This is a genomic window from Thalassotalea sp. G20_0, from assembly GCF_017744175.1.
GTDB lineage: Bacteria > Pseudomonadota > Gammaproteobacteria > Pseudomonadales > Endozoicomonadaceae > Endozoicomonas.
The window spans coordinates 1-20,881 of record NZ_JAGHQV010000008.1 but is presented as its reverse complement, the minus strand read 5'-3'; the positions used below and the strand labels follow the sequence as shown (position 1 = coordinate 20,881).

Below are 20,881 nucleotides of genomic sequence, written 5' to 3'. Positions count from 1 at the left end.
TTGTTACAAAAAATGAACAGTCTTTCGGTTGTCTGGGGTTAATACTGCATGGTCTAGCCATGTAGTGATTATTATAATGAAAAAGCGACTACCTCCTCTGAACTGGCTGCGCTCCTTTGAGGCATCTGCCCGCCTGCTCAGCTTTACCCATGCAGCCAATGAATTGAATCTTACCCAGGCTGCGGTCAGCCAACAGGTTAAAGGTCTTGAGTCTCAGCTTGGAGTAGCCCTGTTCAAGAGGCTTCCCCGTGGGCTGGAAATGACGGAAGCCGGCATGGCTTATCTTCCTGCTGTTCATGAAGCAGTCAGCTCGCTGGTTGTGGCGACGGAAGAGCTATTTGGTCAGGGCAGGGACAGATTGTTAACTGTCAGGGTGAATCTGGTATTCTTCACGACCTGGCTGACTCCAAGAATGGGCCGTTTCAGGGAAGAGTTTCCTGAGATCGGCATACGTTTTACCAGTAATATCTGGGCAGAGGACAAGGACAGGGAAGCAGACCTTGAAATACGTTATGGCCGGGGTGACTGGCCAGATCTGAAGGCTGATTGTCTAACTGAGGACGAGCTCTTCCCCGTTTGCAGTCCAGAGCTGGCCAATGGTCTGCCACTGCCCGAGTGTCCCGAACAGCTATCAGAACATACCCTGTTGCATGTTATTGGCTATGAAGAAGGCTGGGGGTACTGGTTCAATCAGCTGGATTGTGAATTCCGCGAAAACTCTCCAGGCCTGCAGTTTGATACCCTGATTACAGCACTGGAAATGGCGAAGTATGGTCAGGGTTTTGCGCTGGGCCGGACATCCCTTGTCGCAGGAATGTTGACCAGTGGCGAGCTGGTGGCACCATTGCCGCAAAGAGTCAGGGCTTCTGAGGGATTCTATCTTACTTCTCCTGCCCGTCAGTACTTGCATCCCAAGGCGAAAGTATTCAGAAGCTGGATTCTGGAAGAGAGCCGGAAAAGCAAAGCCTCGTCATCAAAAAGTCAGCTCAGTGAAGATATAAAAGTAGCGGATATTGCAGACTGATTGATCCTATCCTCCCAGGCCACTGCTTCCGATTGGGTGAGGTTCTCCAGTGGCTGTCGGCGGCAATGATGCATCCATTCTTCACCCGATTCCAAACCAGGGGGCGCTTGGCGAACATTTGATGATAAAAAACCTGAACCCTGAAGTCGGACTACCACTCATTTTCTATGAGCAAAAGCGGATTTGGTAGAATTGCCAAAAGGGATGCCAAAATTATTACTAATAAAATCAGTTAGAGAACTGGCAATAATTTGATGTAGTTCATGCGCTGGATGCGCGTCATCGTGAAATACAAATCTATGATCCAGTTCAATAGGTTTTTTCTTATCAAGGCCAAGTACGCCTTTTGCTGTTAGATAACCCCAGCTATCTTTATGAAAAGAGCCTGTGGAGTATTGTAATTTTTTTGACTCCACCAATACAGATGACACTAGTTTTTGAACATCAAAAATGTGAACTTTTACACCTTGTTTCTCATAAATATTATTAATTTCCTGTACCATGTTTTCTAATAAATGGTTATGCCTATTAAATGATATATTCACTCTTTCTATCCATCTTTTATTTGTTTTTTGTGAAAAAGGAATGTCATAGATACTTGGTAAATTAAAACATATGAAAAACTTGACATTTTTTTCTTTGATGAACGACTCAATGGTACTGCATAATTTAGCAATTTTTTTCTCAGGATTATTGATGTCAATCATATAATCATTAGCACCAAGCTCTAGAATAAAAAGGTCAGAAGGGTTAGCATCATCCTTCTTGGAAATCCTTTTAATTTGCTTATCAAGATTTGTTAAAATATGGAGGATAGGATTCAATCGTTTGCTATAGTTTCTGATCGTTGACCCACCTTCAGATAAGTTCAATAACTGTAGAGTGTTTTTCTCGCCTGATTGTAATTTTGGATTATTTAAAAAAGCAGGAGCAGTTAATAGTTCAGGCCAAATATAACCATTAGAAAATCTGCCATCAAAATATTTTGACAGGGGAACTAAGCGGCCATGAGTTCTTGAGCGTATCGCCCCGGCATCAGAAATGCTATCACCGATAACAACAACTCTTCTTATATGGCTTATTGACTTGGATTTTAACTCTACATAATTCTCACATTGCCTTTCACTTCTGTTATAAGATCTGGCAAGGGGGAAGTATCGCTCTCTTAATTCTTCAACAGCCTGAATGTCAACTGGTGGTAAATTGTAATTTGTTACTTTAGGAGATGTGTCTTTTGAATTGTTAAGCTCTGCCAAGGAAGAAAATACATAGTTGCCGTTGCTTCTGAGGGTTTCCTGTTGCTGAGACGAATGGAAATGATTACAGTTTGTTCTGCCGCAGCCCGGCAAAGAAATCGGTATATTCATTTTATTAGAGTTATCCTTATCTGATTATTTTTTCTTGTTTAAATCTTTTTGACTAATAAGTCTGAAAAAAGTTCAAGTTACGGCAACAAAAATAAATACCGTTGCGTTTATCCGTCCTTCGACGAACTGAGTGTAAACGGATACAGGAAACTTATTTTATTAAAGGACTAATCCTTCGGCGTAAGTAGTTAACCAAATGAAATCATATCCAGCGCCGTTTCGATGGCGGTGTATAAACTGCCTGAGTCAATGTTCCCGGTGGCCGCAAGATCCAGGGCGGTACCATGGTCAACAGAGGTTCGAACAATTGGCAGCCCCAGGGTAATATTGACGGCCTGGCCAAAGCCCTTGTATTTCAGTACCGGTAATCCCTGGTCATGGTACATCGCCAGTACGGCATCAGCCTGTTGCAGCAGTTTTGGGTTAAACAGGGTGTCTGCGGGTAAGGGGCCGGTCAGGTTCATTCCCTGTGCTCTGCAATGGTTCAGAACGGGAATAATGGTTTCAATTTCTTCCGTTCCCAGGTGGCCACCCTCGCCGGCATGGGGGTTCAGTCCACAGACAAGAATATGAGGCGTGCGGATCGCAAACTTATCCTGTAACTCCCGATGAAGAATGTGAATAACCTGAGTCAGGGAGTCATGGGTAATCGCTGAAGAAACTTCTGAAAGCGGCAAATGGGTGGTGGCCAGGGCTACTCTTAAGCCCTCTGTCGCCAGCATCATCACCACTTTCCCGGTGTGGGTCTGTTCAGCAAGAAACTCAGTGTGGCCACTGAAGGGAATACCGGCGTTATTGATCACTTCTTTATGAACAGGGCCGGTCACCATTCCATCAAAAAGGCCGTTCATGCACCCATCCAGGGCTAACTTCAGGGTATCGAGAACATATTGACCGTTAGCGGGGTTAACGATACCTGCTGTTGCCGGGGTAGTCATGGAGACCGGGGCAACCACCAGGGTGTTTGCCCGGGAAGGTTCTCTGATATCCGGGCTAAAGAGTTGCAGGTCAACGGAAAGGCCCAGCTGTATTGCCCGTTGTGCCAATAGCTCCGGATCGGCTGCAATCACCAGTTGTACCGGTTTGGAAAACTCGTGGCCTTGGGTTGCCAGCATCAGGCACAGGTCGGGGCCGATGCCTGCAGGCTCCCCGGCGGTGACCACCAGCCGGGGAATGGGTTGGGTGGTGAAACCGGTCATATCAGAGCTGGATCTCAACGTAGGCCTGATCGCGGATTTCCCGCAGCCAGACTTGCAGTTCTTCTTCAAACTTGCGATTACTGAGCAGTTCTCTTACCTGGTTGCGGCGAACCTGGGTGCTGATGTCAGACTGCCGTTTGCCCAGCACTTCAAGAATATGCCAGCCGTAGGTGGTGCGAAATGGCTCACTCACTACTTTTTCCGGAATGATGTTCATCACGGTCTGAAATTCCGGAACCAGTGTTTCTGGAGAAATCCATCCCATATCACCACCATTGAGCGCGGAAGCGGTATCGTCAGAATACGCTTTGGCAAGCTCGCTGAACGCTTCCCCCGCCTGAACCCGCTGATACAGTTTCTTCGCCTGCATCTGGGACTCAAGGTTACTGCGAATTTCATTGGGCTTGATCAGGATATGACGAACATGAACCTGACTCTGAACCACTTTTTTATTCCCCCTGGTATCCATAAGTTTGATGATATGGAAACCGGCAGGGCTGCGAATAGCGTCGGAGGTCTGCCCCGGGGTCATGTTAATGGCCTGTTCCGCAAAAAGCGTGGGGAGCTGGTCGGCTTTTCGCCAGCCGAGGTCGCCACCTTCCAGGGCATTCTGCCCCCTGGAGTTGGCAATGGCCAGGGCCTGAAAGTCTGCTCCCTGGCGCAGTTGTCCGGACAGATCATCAGCAAGGCGCTCTGCACTCTGGACCTGGTCGGGTGTGGCATTGTCGGGTGTGGCAATCAGAATATGAGCCAGACGATATTCCGTCTGCGCTTGCGCCAGCCCTTCAGGAGAGCTCAGGAAGTTATCAATTTCCTGTTCGCTGACCTGTACCCGCTGGGCAACCTGGCGCTGGCGAACACGGTTAAGAATCATTTCCCGGCGAATTTCTTCGCGGGCCTGGCTGAACGACAGGCCATCCGCTTCCAGGTTTTGCCGGAACGCTTCCAGGGTCATCTGGTTGCGCTGGGCGATTCGGGCAATGGCATCATTGAGAGCCCAGTCATCAATGCGGATGCCTCCGCGCTTGCCCATCTGGATCTGAATGTTTTCCAGTATCAGCTGTTCCAGCACCTGGTTTTTCAGCACATCTTCCGGCGGCAGGTTGATATTTCTGGATGCCAGCTGGCGATGCACAGCCTCAACACGGGCATCCAGCTCACTCTGCATGATCACGTCCTGATCAATTTTGGCAACGATTCGATCCAGTTCCAGCTGGTTTCGGATGGTGCCTTTCTGCGGGGTTTGCGCCGCGTCATTTGACTGCGCGTAAACGCCACCACAGCTGAAAGACAGCAGGCACAGGGAGGCCAGTGCCATGCTTTTTAATCCCTTCATCATTTACTTCTCATCCCCTGCGTAACCTTTAATACCTTTGATGTACTGTTTTGTGGTGCCACCGGTCAGATCCCCAAGTCCTCTCAGGACAAACTGGAGAAATACGCCGTTTTTGCTGTTGGGGTGATCAATGTTGTCATCATCCTCGACCCACTTGCGCCACAGTACACGTACCTGATAACAGCAACTGTTATATTCGACTCCGGATAATATCTCAAGGTTCCGCTTGTTGGTTAAATCGTACTGCCAGCGGCCCATGGCTGACCAGTTGTTGGTGACAGGCCATGCGATAGAGAGGTCGGTCTGGCTCAGGTTGTTGTCGGTGGTCAGACCGGTATTTTGATCCAGCTCGTTTTTAACAAAACGATCAGCCTGACGCAGGAAACGATAGCCAGCATTCATGACACGGCGATCACCTGGCTTGTACTGGTAGTAAAGACCGTAACTGTCCAGTTTGTTGTTACTGGTATCCCACATCAGATCCTGACGGATGTTCATACTGCGGTTAATGTTATAGACCAGTTCCGATGCCAGTGGTGACACTGAATCCTGCATCTCTTCCAGCAGACGCCTGGTCTCATCGCCCGGGTCGGTATCCAGGTCCTGGTCAACAACGCCCTGGTCAATACCGGCAATAGGGCTGATCCACAGTTGACGATCTTCAAAATAGATAATCTGACCAATGCCAAAGCGAACCCGCTCAAAGCCATCATCTTCTATCAGTCGGGTTGTCAGGCCCAGGGAGAGCTGGTTGGCATCACCTAACCGGTCGTGGCCGGAGAAGCGGCTGTCGCGCCAGAGTGAGTTGTAGTTGAAGTTCATCAGTGCGGTATCAAACACCGGGTTCATCTCCTGCCCCTCTTTATAGGGGGAGTAGAGATACTTCATCCTGGGCTCAAGAGTATGGGTGAATGCGGTGCCACCGATATTGGTGAAGCGGTCAAAGTAAAGGCCGCTGTCAATGCTGAATGTGGGTACTGTTGTCTTGGGTGACTCGGTGTAATCTGCTGCGGTGAAGTTGCCGTAGGCCCTATTCAGGTCAGTTTCTACCTCAGTAGCACTCAGATCCGACAGCCGGTATTCAACATGCTGCACCTTCACCGCCGGACGGATAAATGCATAGCTCCAGTCAAAAGAGTAACCTGCCCCGGTTTCCAGGTAGAGCCGTCCACCATTGGCGCTTTTAATACCATAACCTTCGTCGTATATGCTCTCGAAGTATTCGTTATCCGGTGTTGTTTTCGATTCTTCCTTAACATAATGCCAATTATCATCACGGGAGAACTTCGTGTAGTCGGCCACATAATTCAGGTTCAGGCGGCTATTGGCCAGCCAGTTACCCGACAGTTGGATTTGCGGCAGTTTGTTATAGGGGTCATCTGCCGTCTGGTTCATATTCTGGTATTGGTGAGCATCCACACTAAACTGCCAGCTGTGGTTGGTATCACCCCCCAGATAGCGGGTACCTATCCGCTGGTTCAGCGGCGCATTGGCAGACAGGTTAAGGCTGGTGCTGAAATCATCCAGATAGTTTTTATCACTGGCTTTGGCGTAGTCGACTTCTGCCGTCCAGCGGCTGGTCAGGTTGGTTTGCTGACGATAGTTGAGCAGCCAGCGGTGTTCATTGTAATAAGGGTTCTCTTTTTTCAGCTGATCTTTGTCCAGCAATCCTGACAGCCCCAGTTCACCCTGAGTGTTACCCTCCAGATAGCGGAACTCGTTCTCCAGCATCAATCCCCGTTTGCTCATATATCTGGGCGTGAGGGTCGCATCATAGTTGGGTGCAATATTCAGGTAATAAGGGATGGCAAAGTCCAAACCGTTATCACTGCTTTGGGATAAAGTAGGGTAAAGAAAACCGGATTTTCTGCGGTCATCAATTGGGAAAGACAAATATGGCGTATAAATGATTGGCAGCCCTTGCACACGAACGACGGCATTTCTGGCCAGACCCTGACCACTGTTCATATCAAGGGTTACCTGTTGCCCGGACAGCTGCCAGCCTTTGTCACCCGGAGGGCAGGTGGTGTAGGTGGCGTCAGACAACTCAAGCGTAGTGTCTTCATTGCGGACGATGCGTTTAGCACTGCCCCGGGCTTTCTGCTCATGCATCACATAAGCGGTGTTCTCAAGGGTTGCACGGCCACTGTCGAGTTGTAGATCACCTTTGTCACCGACCAGCAGGACGCCACTATCGCGAAAGCGAACGTTGCCTTCGAACTGGCCATGGTTCCGGCTTTTGTCCAGCGTGGCGTGGTCACTTTCAAACTGCCGACTGCCCTGACGGACCGTAACATCACCCTTGAAGGTGGCAACTGAGCCTTTGTCATAACTGGATTCATTGGACTCGGCGACAATGGGGGCATTATTGCTATCCCCGCTATAGTCTTTGCCAGGTCTGGGCGGCTCAATATAAGCGCCGCAGCTATAGAAAGGCTCAGTTGATCTTCTCTGCGTCGAGAGTTCCCGGATAGGTTGCCAGTCCAGATGTTGTTTAAGGGAGGCGTTTTGACCGTTGGTGGCAGGCTTTATCGGCGTCGCCGGTTTTTTCGGGTTTCTGACCTGCTGTTTGGCCCCGGGCTTCGGTTGCACCGGTTTGGATTTGCCGGTTGCAGGATGACAACTCCACTGGCCATTAGCCAGTGTCTGGCAGTGCCATTCGCTCTGTTGGCCACCCGAGGGTTCAGCGGCAATAACTCTGGCTGCCGGCTGGCTGGCAATAATACTGGTTGCAATAACCAGTGTCAGTGCTTTTGGGGTAAAGGGTAATTGGTGCATATCCATAAGCTCAGCAATCCTGGGGCAACATTCTTATTTGGCGAGTCGGGGCAAGAAAAGGCTGCGTTAAAGTAATGGTCTGGTGTTGTTTATTTGGTGATATGAAAGCGGCATATTCAACTTTCTTCTCAGAAGCTGGCCTCATAAATGCGGGTATCGGAAAAAAAAGCGGTAGTCTCTTTTCGGGTTTGAAACCTGTGATGTTCTCGACATAACGAATGAGGTGGCTTTTCATGAAAATAAACTTGCTCGTTCCAGGATCTGTTGACGTTTCGTTGCGTGCTCAGCGGGACGCGCAGGATTAATGCAGAAGGAAGGTTCAAACCTCATAATGTGCATACTGCATTTGAGTCGCAATATTCTATATCCATTTGCACAGGAAATGCAGTGTTAAATCCATTGGGAACTTTGAACACGAGAGCCTGAAATGTCAAATGTCGTCAGGCTTTTCATTTTCTCCCGGGCTGTGAACCTTATGTCAATAGAGCCTAAGCGCCAATAGGCCAGAATAGCTCTCTGTGATAGTCTTGGGTATTGATCTGACATTGCTAATGGGAAGCAAAAGCGTTGGCTACAACAATTTCAGAGCTTCAGAACGATCCTGAAGCCCGGTCTGAAGCATCTTGCCGTCGGGAACAACTGGCACAATGGGTTGTCTCAGTGTTATCCGGCGGACAAAACCCTGCCTTTGATCATGGAAACCTTGATGCAGGTGCTTCAATACCTTTACAAGCCATTGGCAGTGATGCAGGTTTTAGAAAATATTACCGGGTTAAAACCCCTCAGCGGACGTTGGTTGCCGTAGATGCTCCCCCGGCAACGGAAGATACCCGCACCTTTGTTGAGATAGCCACTCACTGGCGGGCAGGCGGGGTTCACGTTCCTGAGGTGTTTGCAGTTGATTATGAGCATGGCTTTATGCTTCAGGAGGATCTGGGGGATACGCCAATGCAGGTTTTGCTGCAAGGCTCTGCCGCCGACCAGCACTATCCGCAGCTTCTGGACACTTTACTCACCGTGCAGCAACAGTTGCCTGATAACCTGCCTCCCTACGATGAAAAACTGATCCGCCTTGAGCTGTCTCTTTATCCCCAGTGGTTTCTTGGGGCGCTTATGGGATTTGATGCTGAAGAACCGCAAATTATGCAGCCGCTGACGGGGCTTTTTTCCTCGCTGGCAACAACGTTTCTTGAGCAGCCAAAGGGGACGGTTCATCGTGATTACCATTCCCGGAACCTGATGCTGGCACCGGATGGCAGTATCGGGGTTATTGATTTTCAGGGAGCGTTGCATGGGCCATTGCTTTATGACGTCGTGTCTTTATTAAGGGACTGCTACATAGCCTGGCCTGAAGAAAAGATAGATCGCTGGTTATCCTCCTTTATTGCCCGTCATCCGGTGCTGGCAGATTATGACCGGGAACAGCTGAAAATCTGGTTTGATCTCACTGGTTTACAGCGTCATTTGAAATGTCTGGGGATCTTTTCCAGGTTATGGCTGCGTGATGGCAAACCCGGCTACCTTAACGATATTCCAAGAACCCTGGGGTATGTGATGTCCATCTGCCAGCGATACCCGCAATTCAGAGCCCATGCTGAGTGGCTACAAAAGGGCGTTGAACCTTTGTTTAAAGGACGGCTCAAACAGGTAATGGAGGAAGCCGGTGTATGAAGGCCATGATACTTGCAGCAGGTTATGGCAAAAGACTCAGACCAATTACCCTGTCCATTCCCAAACCGCTGGTACCAGTGGCAGGAAAACCGCTGATTACCTATCATATCGAGCGGCTGGCTCAGGCTGGTTTCAGGGAACTGGTCATTAATCATGGCTGGTTGGGCGAAAAGATTGAGGAGGCGCTTGGCTCAGGTTCCGGCTGGGGGGTAACTATTCAGTACTCTCCGGAAGGTGAGCCTCTGGAAACCGGTGGTGGGATTTGTCGAGCCTTGCCGCTGCTGGCCCGGGGGCAGACCGGCGAAAGTGATGCTCCGTTTGTGGTGGTGAATGGGGATGTATATACGGATATCTGTCTGAAAAACCTGCACCTCCCGAAAGGCATGCTGGCGCATCTGGTGATGGTTGATAACCCGGACTTTCATCCGGCAGGGGATTTTTGTCTCGACGATGGGATTCTTTTTGAGAAAGCAGCAATGCCGGAAAAAGCCGGACTGACATTCAGTGGCGTCAGCATACTATCCCCGCGATTATTTGACGGGTGTCAGCGTGGCACAGCCTTTGCCCTGGCCCCGTTATTGATTGAGGCCATGCAACAGGGCAGGGTCAGTGGCCAGTACCACCATGGTTTCTGGACGGATGTGGGTTCTGTTGAACGGCTACAGGCACTGGAAGGCTATCTTCAAAAACAGCAGCAGGACCGGCCTCAAAGCCAAAACAATCTTCAAGATCAGAGCAGGACTTCATGACCGCAATAGTAATTGGCGCGTTGGTTGGATTCATGACCGGTGGACCCTTTGGCGCTGTGTTGGGCGCATTTGTGGGTTCCTGGATTAACCGGACCTATTTAGGTGGACAGGGAGCTGCTGGCTTCGGAACTTCTGCCGCGTATCGTCAAAAAGCACAGACCGCCTTTTTCAGGGCAACGTTTCTGGTGATGGGCCGTGTAGCAAAAGCAGACGGCCGGGTAAGTGAGTACGAAATAGAGAATGCACGAGCCATTATGCATAACATGCGCCTCTCAGAAGAGCAGCGCAGGATGGCAATAGATCTGTTTAATGAGGGCAAGAAGCCATCTTCCGATATTGAAGGTGCGCTTCGGTCATTTCGTGAGGTGGCCGGTGCCAGCACACTGATTCCCATGTTTCTGGAGATTCAGCTGTCGGCAGCCTATGCCGATGGTGAACTGAGCCCTTCAGAAAAAGCGGTATTCAAGCAGGTCTGCAGTATTCTGGGGGTGGGCAACTTTGCTTTTGATCAGATTCACAAACGGTTTATTGCCCAGAGAGAGTATTATCAGCAAGGTGGCTATCATTCCGGAACCGGTGGCAACCGATCGTCTTCGGGAATGGATCTGAAGCGGGCCTATGATGTTCTGGGCGTGTCTGACAGTGCTTCAGATGCTGAAGTCAAGAAGGCTTACCGTAAGCTGATGAGCGAACACCATCCGGATAAACTGGTGGCAAAGGGGTTGCCTGAGGAAATGATGGCGGTTGCCAAAGAAAAAACCCAGGAAATTCAGGGAGCTTATGATCAGGTTCGGGCAGCCAGGAGGGCCGCAGGATAGTCAGAACAAGCAGCTATCTTTATGATGATTTTGAATAGTTGCTACTTTTATACAGCCTTCAGGGGAACTTTTTCAGGGTAAAGTTGACTAAATGATCAACAGGCAAATTCTTTAACTGAATCATCTGGAGGCCAGTGCTGTGATCTATTCAAAACGCAAGCAGTTTATGTACTGGTATGTTCCAGCCACTACCAGAATAGACCTTGATTCCAATCGGTCTGTGATTTATTGCTTTTCAGAGTTGCCGCGAAAGGTGAGTTCAGCACTGAGAAGAAAAAAGAAGTATCTCATTTTCAAAGAAATCAATGAATTCTCCACCTCTATCGTTGAGAGGGAGATTCAACCTTCTGTTTAATTCCTGTTTTAGATTCTTTGGGTGTTCTGTAATTTTGTGGAAATAATCGTAATTCCTGAAATGACTCAATAGAACTAAATCGGTTAATGAAGGTCTGATCTTTCACTGTCAACAAGTCATCTCAAATGGGTGAAATCACGGGGTGGTGAAAGGTCGATGAATGTTACACTTAACGTCAAATATTATTGGGGCCTAAGAGATTTTTATCGTGTAGACAAACCATACGATGGGTTTGGGGATGTAACAAAGCTAAATATATATTCAGATGAACAAAAGGACATAAACAGGAAAGTCCACCGTGTCGATACTGGCCGGATTGTAAGGGCGGTATCCTGCGATCATCCTATCCTGGTTGATCCGTGCAGGGTAGGCAGTTGCCTTGTAGAAATGGATCTATCCAGCCGTTATATGGTGGTTGGTGATGCGTGGTGTGGCACTGATTTTCAAGGGATTATCAGGAGCTTAAGTGAGAAAAGGATTTACGCCTTGACTGAAGTTCAACGACTTGATGTTAATGCCGTTAAACCAATGCTTGAAAAAAGTTATTACACCGATGACGGTGAATTAAGGGACACTACATTTACAGATAATCTGTCCCCGGCAAACATGGCTGAAGCGGGAATTGAATTCGTCAGGGATGGGGTCGTATGTTGCTACTATGGTTACATTGGAAGTCGTAAGCACTTTATGCCAGTTTCTTCACACTGGCATGGCTGTGAGTCTACACCAAAGATCAGGCATCAAGAGTTGTTTAAAAGCCCACCCTGCATAGAGATTAAAAAATCCCAATTTCCGGTTTTGACCACTGAGTCTGGTGAAGATGCCACTGGAGCAACTTTCCGGATGCTTATTCCTGGTGGTGTTGGTGGGCATCCACAAGCCGGTTGCAACGCAGCAATGCTGGTGACTAACAAAAATCATGAATTACCTGTAATGGACAGCGAAATCGCACAGCACGAAGTGTTGCTGATAATCATTGACACACTAAAGAAAAAGATCAAAAACAGGATTGAGAAAAGTAATATCAGTATTCCGGACTTTGCCCAACAGGCTCAGCAGTTGATATACCTTGAACATTTCACCCCCTTATTTGGCAAACTTCAGCTGGCAACAGAGCGAATGATCATGCTGATGAACCGTTTTCAATTGCAGGTGGCAGATAAAAATGACAAGGATGCGATCAGAACAAAAACAGATGAGATTACTGAAGCTCTGAAAGTGGATGGCATTAAAAAAGAAATAGATGAAATTATTGATGCAATCACTGATTATGAAAGGGCAAACTTTTTTTCAATAATGACTAAATGCCCGGAATATCTTAAGCGCGTGGGTGAGATTGATGGTATGCCTGGTTTCGATATTGTCGAGCAAGAGCTGGTTAAATTGAGCGAAATTTATTCCAGATGTTTTTTTCGGGATGATTTTTTTAACAGGGTCATCAATACTTCGGATTTTAACGATTTGTTTGCTAAATTTCAGCACTATTTCTCGAACAGTTCAGAGAACGATAAATTAATTGTTGATATAACAGCTTCCCGAAATGAAGTTCTGAAAAGCATAAATGCAGTTCATGAAAAGGTCGAAGAACTGTTAACAACCTACCTGGAAGCTTGTAAAAGCAACGTTCCTGCTGTTTCAGATAACCCGGCTCAAACTTTGCAAAGCCCCCTGTTAGGTGAGATTGTACCCGATTGGTTAAAACCGGCATCCCTGGCTAGTGGTCAAACGTCTATTCCCCGGGAAAAAACAAAGAATGCTTTTCGACTGCCCAACTGCTGCATAACCGGCTGGTTGACTGATGCTAACCATGTCCTTCACTGTCATTTACTACCCTGATTTTTGGTCAGCCTCCAAGACGGCAATGCCCTGCCGCAAGGAATGTTCTTTGCTGCGTTTATATCACGCTGAAGTTCAGCTCCGCACTCTGAACAAGACCATTCTCTTATTCCAAGACCTGTCCTACCGACTGCTGTCGGGCATTACCCCGCAGCACGAACAAGTTTGGGTGGAGTAGGATTCGTTGACGATTTCATACACGACTGATCGCCCGATGGCTTTGTATTCCAGTTGTGTTTTAAGCATTGGTGGCCAAAGAGAAGGATAAATATGGCGAAACGGCTTTGGCTATCATGTTTGGCCGCACAGAGAGCAAGAAACTTCTTGAAGACTATGGAGCCCAGGCATCGGGCTGCCTTCTAAAGTGAGTAATAAAATTGAGCGGAGAACCGAATCTTGATTATTTCAAACCTCCACCTCATACTACGCCAGCTCGGCGCAGTGCCTTTTATCTCTTCATCCTGAATAAATGCCTTCTGGTCAACATCCAAAGATTCACCTTTAACAGTAATAACCGAGCCATCCCGAAGCTCTGCCTGACTGGTGCTATTGCCGTTATTAGCGGTCATGGTGGCTACAACCCGCGCCCCTTCAGTAATCATCGCCTTGAACTGTTGCCAGATATTCGTGGATGCCATTGCTTGCATTCCGGATAAACGTTCACTGTCTTGTGAAAATCGGTACCGTACCTGACTTTTTGATTTAACGACATACGTCTTGTTAAAAAATTCTGTTTTTTGTGGAACTCAATCTGCTGACTTTTGTCTTACCCACTGTTTTGAGTCAAATAGGCAGGCTAAAGCAATGAATAGTGTCGGTGTAAACAGGGCAGATGTCCGATTTAATTGTTCTTCTATCTGTATAAATGACGAACATATCAGAGGACAATTTGGTGGACACTCACTGGTCGAAACATCTTGCAAACCGGAACCCCACGTTTTCCACCTGGGGTGCATCACCCGACACCTTGATGAGCAGAGTGAAACAAGTCTTGATCAACGCCAATGCACTGAATGCGGGCAACCGGCACTGCCACTGATTCGTAAGGGCCTGGAAAGCGTTAATGACGACGAATCACCTTATTGTGAATCCCGGATGCTTAATGTCTGCCGTAGCGGTAATCTGAGAACGCTGAACTGGCATCTGGACAAAGACAAGACGTTGGCCAATCAGCCTTACCGTTCGGCGCTCACCGGTCATCCTGAATACCTGTTAGCTGTCGCTTTAAAGCACCAGCATACGGATTTAGCCCGGACTTTGATCGACCACGGTGCCGATGTCAATGCTGCCGATCATCAGGGTGAGACGCCCCTGCACATTGCTGCCCATCAGCGCTCAGAGCTCACCGGTCATCCTGAATACCTGTTAGCTGTCGCCTTAAAGCACCAACATACGGATTTAGTCCGGACTCTGATCGACCAAGGTGCCGATGTCAATGCTGCCGATCATCAGGGTGAGACGCCCCTGCACAATGCTGCCCGTCAGCGTTGCACCGAGGTCTTCAATATCCTGATTGAGGCAGGGGCGAATATCAATAATGTACTGCGCACCGCTGTCCGGGAGGGCAATGATTCACTGCTTGAATACCTGATCAGCAACGAACTCAGCCAATCTAACCTTAATATCGCTCTGCGCGAAGCCGCCGGACAGGGACAATCGCAGTACCTTGTACTCCTGTTTAATAAAGGAGCAAACGACCTTAACGGTGCCCTGCGCGAAGCCGCCGGACAGGGGCAAAAGCAGTGCCTTGAAACCCTGATCTCACCGCGAGTCTCACAGCGAACACCAGACCTCAACGGTGCCCTGTGCGCTGCCGCCGAGGGGGGGCAAACGGAATGCCTTGGATTCCTGATCGAGAAGGGTGCAAACGAACTTGATCATGCCTTGTACCGAGCTATTCTGACGCAAAACAACCCGAGCCGGACCTTGCTGGTCGAAGAAGGAGCAAATATTACAACCGTAGTGCACACAGCTGCCAAAAAAGGTGATTGGGAATTTTTCAATTACCTGAACGATCCGACAGAGATCAATGCCACCGATGGGGAAGGTCAAACACCGCTGCATATCACCGCTGCCAATGGGGATGAAACATGCCTGAATAAACTCATTGAAAAGGGAGCGAAGGTAAATGCCACCAATAATAACGGCGAAACAGCCCTGCATTTAGCCGCTCGTTGGGGGCAAACCGATTGCCTGAAAAAACTGCTTGATAAGAAAGTGGATGTCAATGTCAAAATACATATAGATGGTGCTACGCCCCTGCATATGGCCGCTCAGAACGGCCACATAGAGTCCGTCAGGGAGCTGCTGAAAAATTATCAAACCTCAGTCAATGAACAGATGAACGATGGCCGTACAGCTCTCCACTTGGCTGCTTCTGGGGACCACGCAGAGGCCATCCAGATATTGCTGAACTTTGACCCCTCACTGGCCAAAGAGAAGGATAACCTTCTTGACCAAACGGCTCTCCACTTAGCTGCTTATAAAGGCCACACAGAGGCCATCCAGACATTGCTGACCATTGCCCCCTCCCTGGCCAAAGAGAAGGATATACGTGGCAATACGGCTCTCCACTTAGCTGCTTCTGGGGACCACACAGAGGCCATCCAGACATTGCTGGCCTTTGACCGCTCCCTGGCCAAAGAGAAGGATAACGATGGCCAGACGGCTCTCCACGCCGCAGCTTCTAATGGCCACACAGAGGCCATCCAGACATTGCTGACCATTCCCTCCTCCCAGGCCAAAAAGAAGGAGAAGGATAAGTCAGTCCGGACGGCTCTCGCAGCTGCTGTTAAGGGCCACACAGAGGCCATCCAGACATTGCTGACCATTCCCTCCTCCCAGGCCAAAAAGAAGGAGAAGGATAAGTCAGTCCGGACGGCTCTCGCAGCTGCTGTTAACACAACTGCTTTTGCAGTCCACACAGAGGCCACCCAGTCATTGCAGACCATTGACCCCTCCCTGGCCAAAGAGAAGGATAACGATGGCCAAACGGCTCTCCACAAAGCTGCTTCTCAAGGCCACACAGAGGCCATCCAGATATTGCTAACCATTGCCCCCTACCTGGCAAAAGAGAAGGATAACAATGGCCGCACGGCTCTCAACATAGCTTCTTTTAAAGGCCACACAGAGGCCACCCAGGCATTGCTTTGACCCTTCCCTGGCCAAAAAGAAAGATAAATATGGCAAAACGGCTCTCGACTAGGCTATCAAGTATGGCCGCACAGAGTGCAAGAAACTTGCTGAAGACTATAGAGCCTAACCAACGGGCTGCCTTCTAAAGTGAGCAATAAAATTGTGCGGAGAGCCGATTTTTGATTATTTCAAACCTCCACCTCATACTACGCCAGGCTCGGCGCAGTACATTTTATCTCTTCATCCTGAATAAATGCCTTCTGGTCAACACCCACAGATTCACCTTTGACGGTAATAACCGAACTATCCCGAAGCTCTGCCTGAGCCATTGCCGTTATTAACGGTAATGGTGGCAACAATGCGAACGCCTTCAGGAATCAGCGCCTTGAACTGTTGCCAGATATTCGTGGTTGCCATTGCTTGCATTCCGGATAAACGTTCACTATCTGGTAAAAGTTGGCTTCGTACCTGATAAATTTAACGACATACGTCTTGTTAAAAAAAATCTGTTTTTGTGGAACTCAATCTGCTGACTTTTGTCCTACCTACAGTTTTGAGTCAAATAGCAGACTAAAGAAATGAATGGTGCCGGTGTAAACAGGGCAGATGTCCGCTTTAATTGTTCTTCTATCTGTATAAATGACGAACATATCAGAGGACACTTTGGTGGACACTCACTGGTCGAAACATCTTGCCAACCGGAACCCCACGTTTTCCACCTGGGGTGTATCACCCGACACCTTGATGAGCAGAGTGAAACAAGTCTTGATCAACGCCGATGCGCTGAATGCGGGCAACCGGCACTGCCACTGATTCGTAAGGACGGGGAAAGCGTCGATGACGACGAATCACCTTATTGTGAATCCCGAATGCTTAAAGTGGATGTCAATGTCAAAACACATACAGATGGTGCTACGCCCCTGCATATGGCCGCTCAGAACGGCCACATAGAGTCCGTCAAGGAGCTGCTGAAAAATTATCAAACCCCAGTCAATGAACAGATGAACGATGGCTGTACGCCTCTCCACTTGGCTGCTCGTAATGGCCGCACAGAGATCGTCAGGGCATTTAAGGAAATTGCCTCCATGCGCATCCAGGTTGATGTCAAGAATAACAATGGCGATACGGTTCTCCACGAAGCTGCTTGTCAAGGCCACACAGAAACCGTCAACGAAATTCTCGCCATTGACTCCTCCCTGGCCAAAAAGAAGAATAACTCAGGCCAAACAGCTCTCCACGCAGCTGCTTGTTTTGGCCACACAGAGGCCATCCGGGCATTGCTGGAAATTGACCGCTCCCTGGCCGAAGAGAAGAATATCAATGACGAAACAGCTCTCCACTTAGCCGCTCGTAATGGCCATACAGAGGTCATGCAGGCATTGCTGACTAATGCCCCCTCCCTGGCCAACGAAAAGGCTAACCTTGGCCGGGCTCTCCACCTGGCTGCTAATGGAGGCCACAAAGAGGTCATCCGGGCATTGCTGGAAATTGACCGATCCCTGGCCGAAGAGAAGAATAGCAATGGCGAAACAGCTCTCCATTTAGCTGCTCGTAATGGCCACAAAGGGGCCATCCAGACATTGCTGGAAATTGACCGATCCCTGGCCGAAAAGAAGGATAACGATGGCGATACGGCTCTCCACGCAGCTGCTCGTCAAGGCCACGCAGAGGCTATCGAGACATTGCTGACCATTGCCCTCTCCCTGGCCAAAGAGAAGAATAAAGATGACGAAACGGCTCTGCACACAGCTGCTTTCAGAGGCCACACAGAGGCCATCCAGAAATTGCTGACCATTGCCCCCTTCCTGGCCAAAGAGAAGAATAAAGATGACGAAATGGCTCTTCATTTAACTGCTCGTCAAGGCCATACAAAGTCCGTCAAGGCATTGCTGGACATTACCCCCGTCACGGCCATGGATAAAAATAAAGATGGTGATACGGCTTTCCACTTGGCTGCTTTTGAGGGCCACACTGATACTGTCAAGGCATTGCTGATCAGTGCTTTTCCACAGCCGAACGTTCTCCACCGCATGGTCACTGATAAGAATAAAAAAGGATGGACCGCTCTCGACTTGGCTAAAAACTATGGTCACAACGCGTGCAAGGAACTCATCGAAGAAAATGGAACCCTATATAATACTGATCTCTACTTAGCTGCCCTTAATGACCACCCGGAGACCGTTAAAGTCAAGGTTTTGTCGGACAGTGACCGATCCCTGCACCTTGATGATCTCCGCTCTGCTATCCGCAAAGGCAACACAAAGTTGGTCAGGCAATTGCTGATCATTGACCCTTCCCTTGCCAAAGGGAAGGATAGCGATGGCAATACGGCTCTCCACTTGGCTGCTCGTCAATGCCTCACAGAGGCCATCAAGTCATTGCTGACCATTGCCCCCTACCTGGCCAAAGAAAAGAACAACGATGGCGATACGGCTCTCCTCTTAGCTGCTCGTCAAGGCTTCAAAGAGGCCATCAAGACATTGCTGGACTTTGACCGCTCCCCGGCCAAAGAGAAGGATAACCTTGGCAATACGGCTCTCCACACAGCTGCTGCTAAAGGCGACACAGAGGCCATCCAGATATTGCTGGACTTTAACCGCTCACTGGCCAAAGAGAAGAATAAGTTTGGCGATACGGCTCTCCACAAAGCTGCTGAAAAAGGCCACATAGAGACCATCCAGACATTGCTGGACTTTGACCGCTCCCTGGCCAAAGAGAAGAATAACGATGGCCAAACGGCTCTCCACACAGCTGCTGCTAAAGGCCACACAGAGGCCATCCTGGCATTGCTGGAAATTGACCGATTCCTGGACGAAGAGAAGAATAACAATGGCGAAACAGCTCTCCATTTAGCCGCTCGTAATGGCCACACAGAGGCCATCCAGACATTGCTGGCCTTTGACCCCTTACTGGCCAAAGAGAAGAATAAGTTTGGCGATACGGCTCTCAACAAAGCTGTTGAAAAAGGCCACACAGAGGCCATTCAGACATTGCTGACGATTGCCCCCTCCCTGGCCAAAGAGAAGGATAGCGATGGCAATACGGCTCTCCACGCCGCTGCTCTTAAAGGCCAAACAGAGGCCATCCAGACATTGCTGACGATTGCCCCCTCCCTGGCCAGAGAGAAGGATATATTCGGCCGGACGGCTTTCCATCTGGCTGCTCTTGCAGGCAACGCAGAGGCCATCCGGACATTGCTGGATTTTGACCATTCCCTGGCCAAAGAGAAGGATACATTTGGCCGGACGGCTCTCCACCTGGCTGCTCTTGCAGGCCACGCGGAGGCCATCCGTGCATTGCTGGACATTGACCCCTCCCTGGCCAAAGAGAAGAATAACAATGGCAACACGGCTCTGCACCTGGCTGCTCTTAAAGGCCGCACAGAGGCCATTCGGGTATTGCTGGACAGTGACCCCTCCATGGCCGAAGAGAAGAATAACAATGGCAGAACGGCTCTCCACCTGGCTGCGCTTGAAGGCCATACACGGGCCATCCAGGCGCTGCCCATTGACCCGGCAACAGAAAGGGATGTAGATGGCAGAACGGCTCTTCACCTGGCTGCGCTTGAAGGCCACACAGAGGCCATCCGGACATTGCTGGCCATTAACCCCTCCCTGGCCGAAGATAAAAATAACAATGGCAACACGGCTCTGCACCTGGCTGCTGTTAAAGGCCACACAGAGGCCATGCGGGTATTGCTGTCCATTGCTCCTTCCCTGGCCAAAGAGAAGAATAAACATGGCGAAACGGCTCTGGACTTGGCTACCCGCACAGGTCACACCTCGTGCCAGGCGCTCCTGATGGAAAATGGGGCCCATTAATCGCCCTGCTTTGTGCAGTAATAAAATAGCGTAACATCGGTCATCAATGGCCGGTAGATGCTGTCCCGGGTTCTGCAACATTGATCAGACTCTCGAATTTTGACAAACTTTGTCGTTTATCTTGTCAGGCTCTCATGCAAACAACAGTCACAGGGTTGGTAAGGGTGAAAGTCTCATACTGGACTGTATTTTCAGGGTTTGCGCTCCACGCAATCCCCCATAGCAACAAATTTCGTCGGGCCTGATATGGGGTAACGGCCAAACACCGGTATGATGTTTCTGAAATACTACACCGTTCCAGTGAGAGGCCGCCCCGATGGAAGGAGAAACCGGGTCGGGCCTTGAATCTTGATTGTTTAAAACCTCCACCTCATACTGCGCCAAACTCAGCGCAACGCCTTTGATTTCCCCTTTCTGAATAAATATAACGTGAGTTCGACGCAAAAAAGACAAGGAGCCCCTGATCAATAGCTATCTTTCGGATACCAGACCATAGACAGCTAACCGGAGGCTCCATGTCTATGACTAGTGTATTCTGTGATGTTGATGATTTCTGCCTAATTTTCGAACCAGAGTGGCATAAGCAGCTTATCTGTAATGCCAATAAGCCCCCTTCTATATCGAAGCTCTCACTCAGTGAAATAATGACCATCATCGTTTATTTCCACCAGAGCGCTTTCCGAGATTTTAAGCACTATTACCTCAACCTCATTGTGAAGCATAAATCTGACTGCTTCCCCAATCTTGTTTCTTACAATCGATTCGTAGAGCTTATGAAGCAGGCATTGATAC

14 protein-coding genes are annotated in these 20,881 nt (G+C 49.0%); 7 read left to right on the top strand and 7 right to left on the bottom strand.

Annotation, left to right across the window (positions count from 1 at the left end; all coding sequences use genetic code 11):
• The first annotated feature begins 76 nt into the window (after positions 1 to 76).
• Positions 77 to 1,024: a transcriptional regulator GcvA gene (gene gcvA / locus J7438_RS06615; RefSeq protein WP_209275918.1), complete on the top strand. Its 948-nt coding sequence runs from the start codon at positions 77 to 79 to the stop codon at positions 1,022 to 1,024.
• Positions 1,025 to 1,182: 158 nt separating this feature from the next.
• Here the strand turns inward: gcvA and J7438_RS06610 are convergent, their stop codons facing one another.
• The 4 genes from J7438_RS06610 to J7438_RS06595 form a co-directional block, all read right to left on the bottom strand.
• A complete protein-coding gene (locus J7438_RS06610; RefSeq protein ID WP_209275917.1) occupies positions 1,183 to 2,391 on the bottom strand; it encodes an SGNH/GDSL hydrolase family protein in 1,209 nt (402 codons plus the stop codon).
• Between the two features lie 188 nt (positions 2,392 to 2,579).
• On the bottom strand, positions 2,580 to 3,590 hold the full coding sequence (gene pdxA, locus J7438_RS06605; RefSeq protein ID WP_209275916.1) for a 4-hydroxythreonine-4-phosphate dehydrogenase PdxA: 1,011 nt from the start codon (positions 3,588 to 3,590) through the stop codon (positions 2,580 to 2,582).
• 1 nt (position 3,591) lies between these two features.
• A complete protein-coding gene (locus J7438_RS06600) occupies positions 3,592 to 4,929 on the bottom strand; it encodes a peptidylprolyl isomerase (RefSeq protein WP_209275915.1) in 1,338 nt (445 codons plus the stop codon).
• On the bottom strand, positions 4,930 to 7,710 hold the full coding sequence (locus tag J7438_RS06595) for an LPS-assembly protein LptD (RefSeq protein ID WP_209275914.1): 2,781 nt from the start codon (positions 7,708 to 7,710) through the stop codon (positions 4,930 to 4,932).
• A gap of 561 nt (positions 7,711 to 8,271) precedes the next feature.
• Here J7438_RS06595 and J7438_RS06590 point away from each other — a divergent pair.
• The 4 genes from J7438_RS06590 to J7438_RS06575 all read left to right on the top strand — a co-directional run bounded on the left by J7438_RS06590 (position 8,272) and on the right by J7438_RS06575 (position 13,133).
• A complete protein-coding gene (locus J7438_RS06590; RefSeq protein WP_209275913.1) occupies positions 8,272 to 9,375 on the top strand; it encodes an aminoglycoside phosphotransferase family protein in 1,104 nt (367 codons plus the stop codon).
• Complete coding sequence (gene murU / locus J7438_RS06585) at positions 9,372 to 10,124, top strand: N-acetylmuramate alpha-1-phosphate uridylyltransferase MurU (RefSeq protein WP_209275912.1); 753 nt, start codon at positions 9,372 to 9,374, stop codon at positions 10,122 to 10,124. Before J7438_RS06590 ends, murU begins: the two co-directional genes overlap by 4 nt.
• A complete protein-coding gene (djlA, locus tag J7438_RS06580) occupies positions 10,121 to 10,942 on the top strand; it encodes a co-chaperone DjlA (RefSeq protein ID WP_209275911.1) in 822 nt (273 codons plus the stop codon). Before murU ends, djlA begins: the two co-directional genes overlap by 4 nt.
• 511 nt (positions 10,943 to 11,453) lie before the next feature.
• Entirely contained in the window at positions 11,454 to 13,133 is a 1,680-nt protein-coding gene (locus J7438_RS06575; protein WP_209275910.1) for a hypothetical protein, read from the top strand.
• Here the strand turns inward: J7438_RS06575 and J7438_RS28205 are convergent.
• From J7438_RS28205 to J7438_RS06565, 3 genes are all read right to left on the bottom strand, one after another.
• Positions 13,118 to 13,243: a zinc ribbon domain-containing protein gene (locus J7438_RS28205; protein ID WP_353620104.1), complete on the bottom strand. Its 126-nt coding sequence runs from the start codon at positions 13,241 to 13,243 to the stop codon at positions 13,118 to 13,120. The two genes, J7438_RS06575 and J7438_RS28205, sit on opposite strands and share 16 nt — an antisense overlap.
• A 13-nt stretch (positions 13,244 to 13,256) precedes the next feature.
• The gene (locus tag J7438_RS28200) at positions 13,257 to 13,379 is read right to left on the bottom strand and encodes a zinc ribbon domain-containing protein (RefSeq protein WP_209204215.1); all 123 of its coding nucleotides are present in this window, start codon (positions 13,377 to 13,379) and stop codon (positions 13,257 to 13,259) included.
• Positions 13,380 to 13,492: 113 nt separating this feature from the next.
• Positions 13,493 to 13,771 (bottom strand): hypothetical protein, encoded by a 279-nt coding sequence (locus J7438_RS06565; RefSeq protein ID WP_209275909.1) that lies wholly within the window; start codon positions 13,769 to 13,771, stop codon positions 13,493 to 13,495.
• A 166-nt stretch (positions 13,772 to 13,937) separates the two neighbouring features.
• On the opposite strand from J7438_RS06565, the gene J7438_RS06560 reads away from it, so the two are divergent.
• Positions 13,938 to 16,286, top strand: a complete 2,349-nt coding sequence (locus tag J7438_RS06560) for an ankyrin repeat domain-containing protein (protein WP_209275908.1) — start codon at positions 13,938 to 13,940, stop codon at positions 16,284 to 16,286.
• Positions 16,287 to 16,846: 560 nt separating this feature from the next.
• Positions 16,847 to 20,089 (top strand): ankyrin repeat domain-containing protein, encoded by a 3,243-nt coding sequence (locus J7438_RS06555; RefSeq protein ID WP_209275907.1) that lies wholly within the window; start codon positions 16,847 to 16,849, stop codon positions 20,087 to 20,089.
• The last annotated feature ends 792 nt before the right edge of the window (positions 20,090 to 20,881 follow it).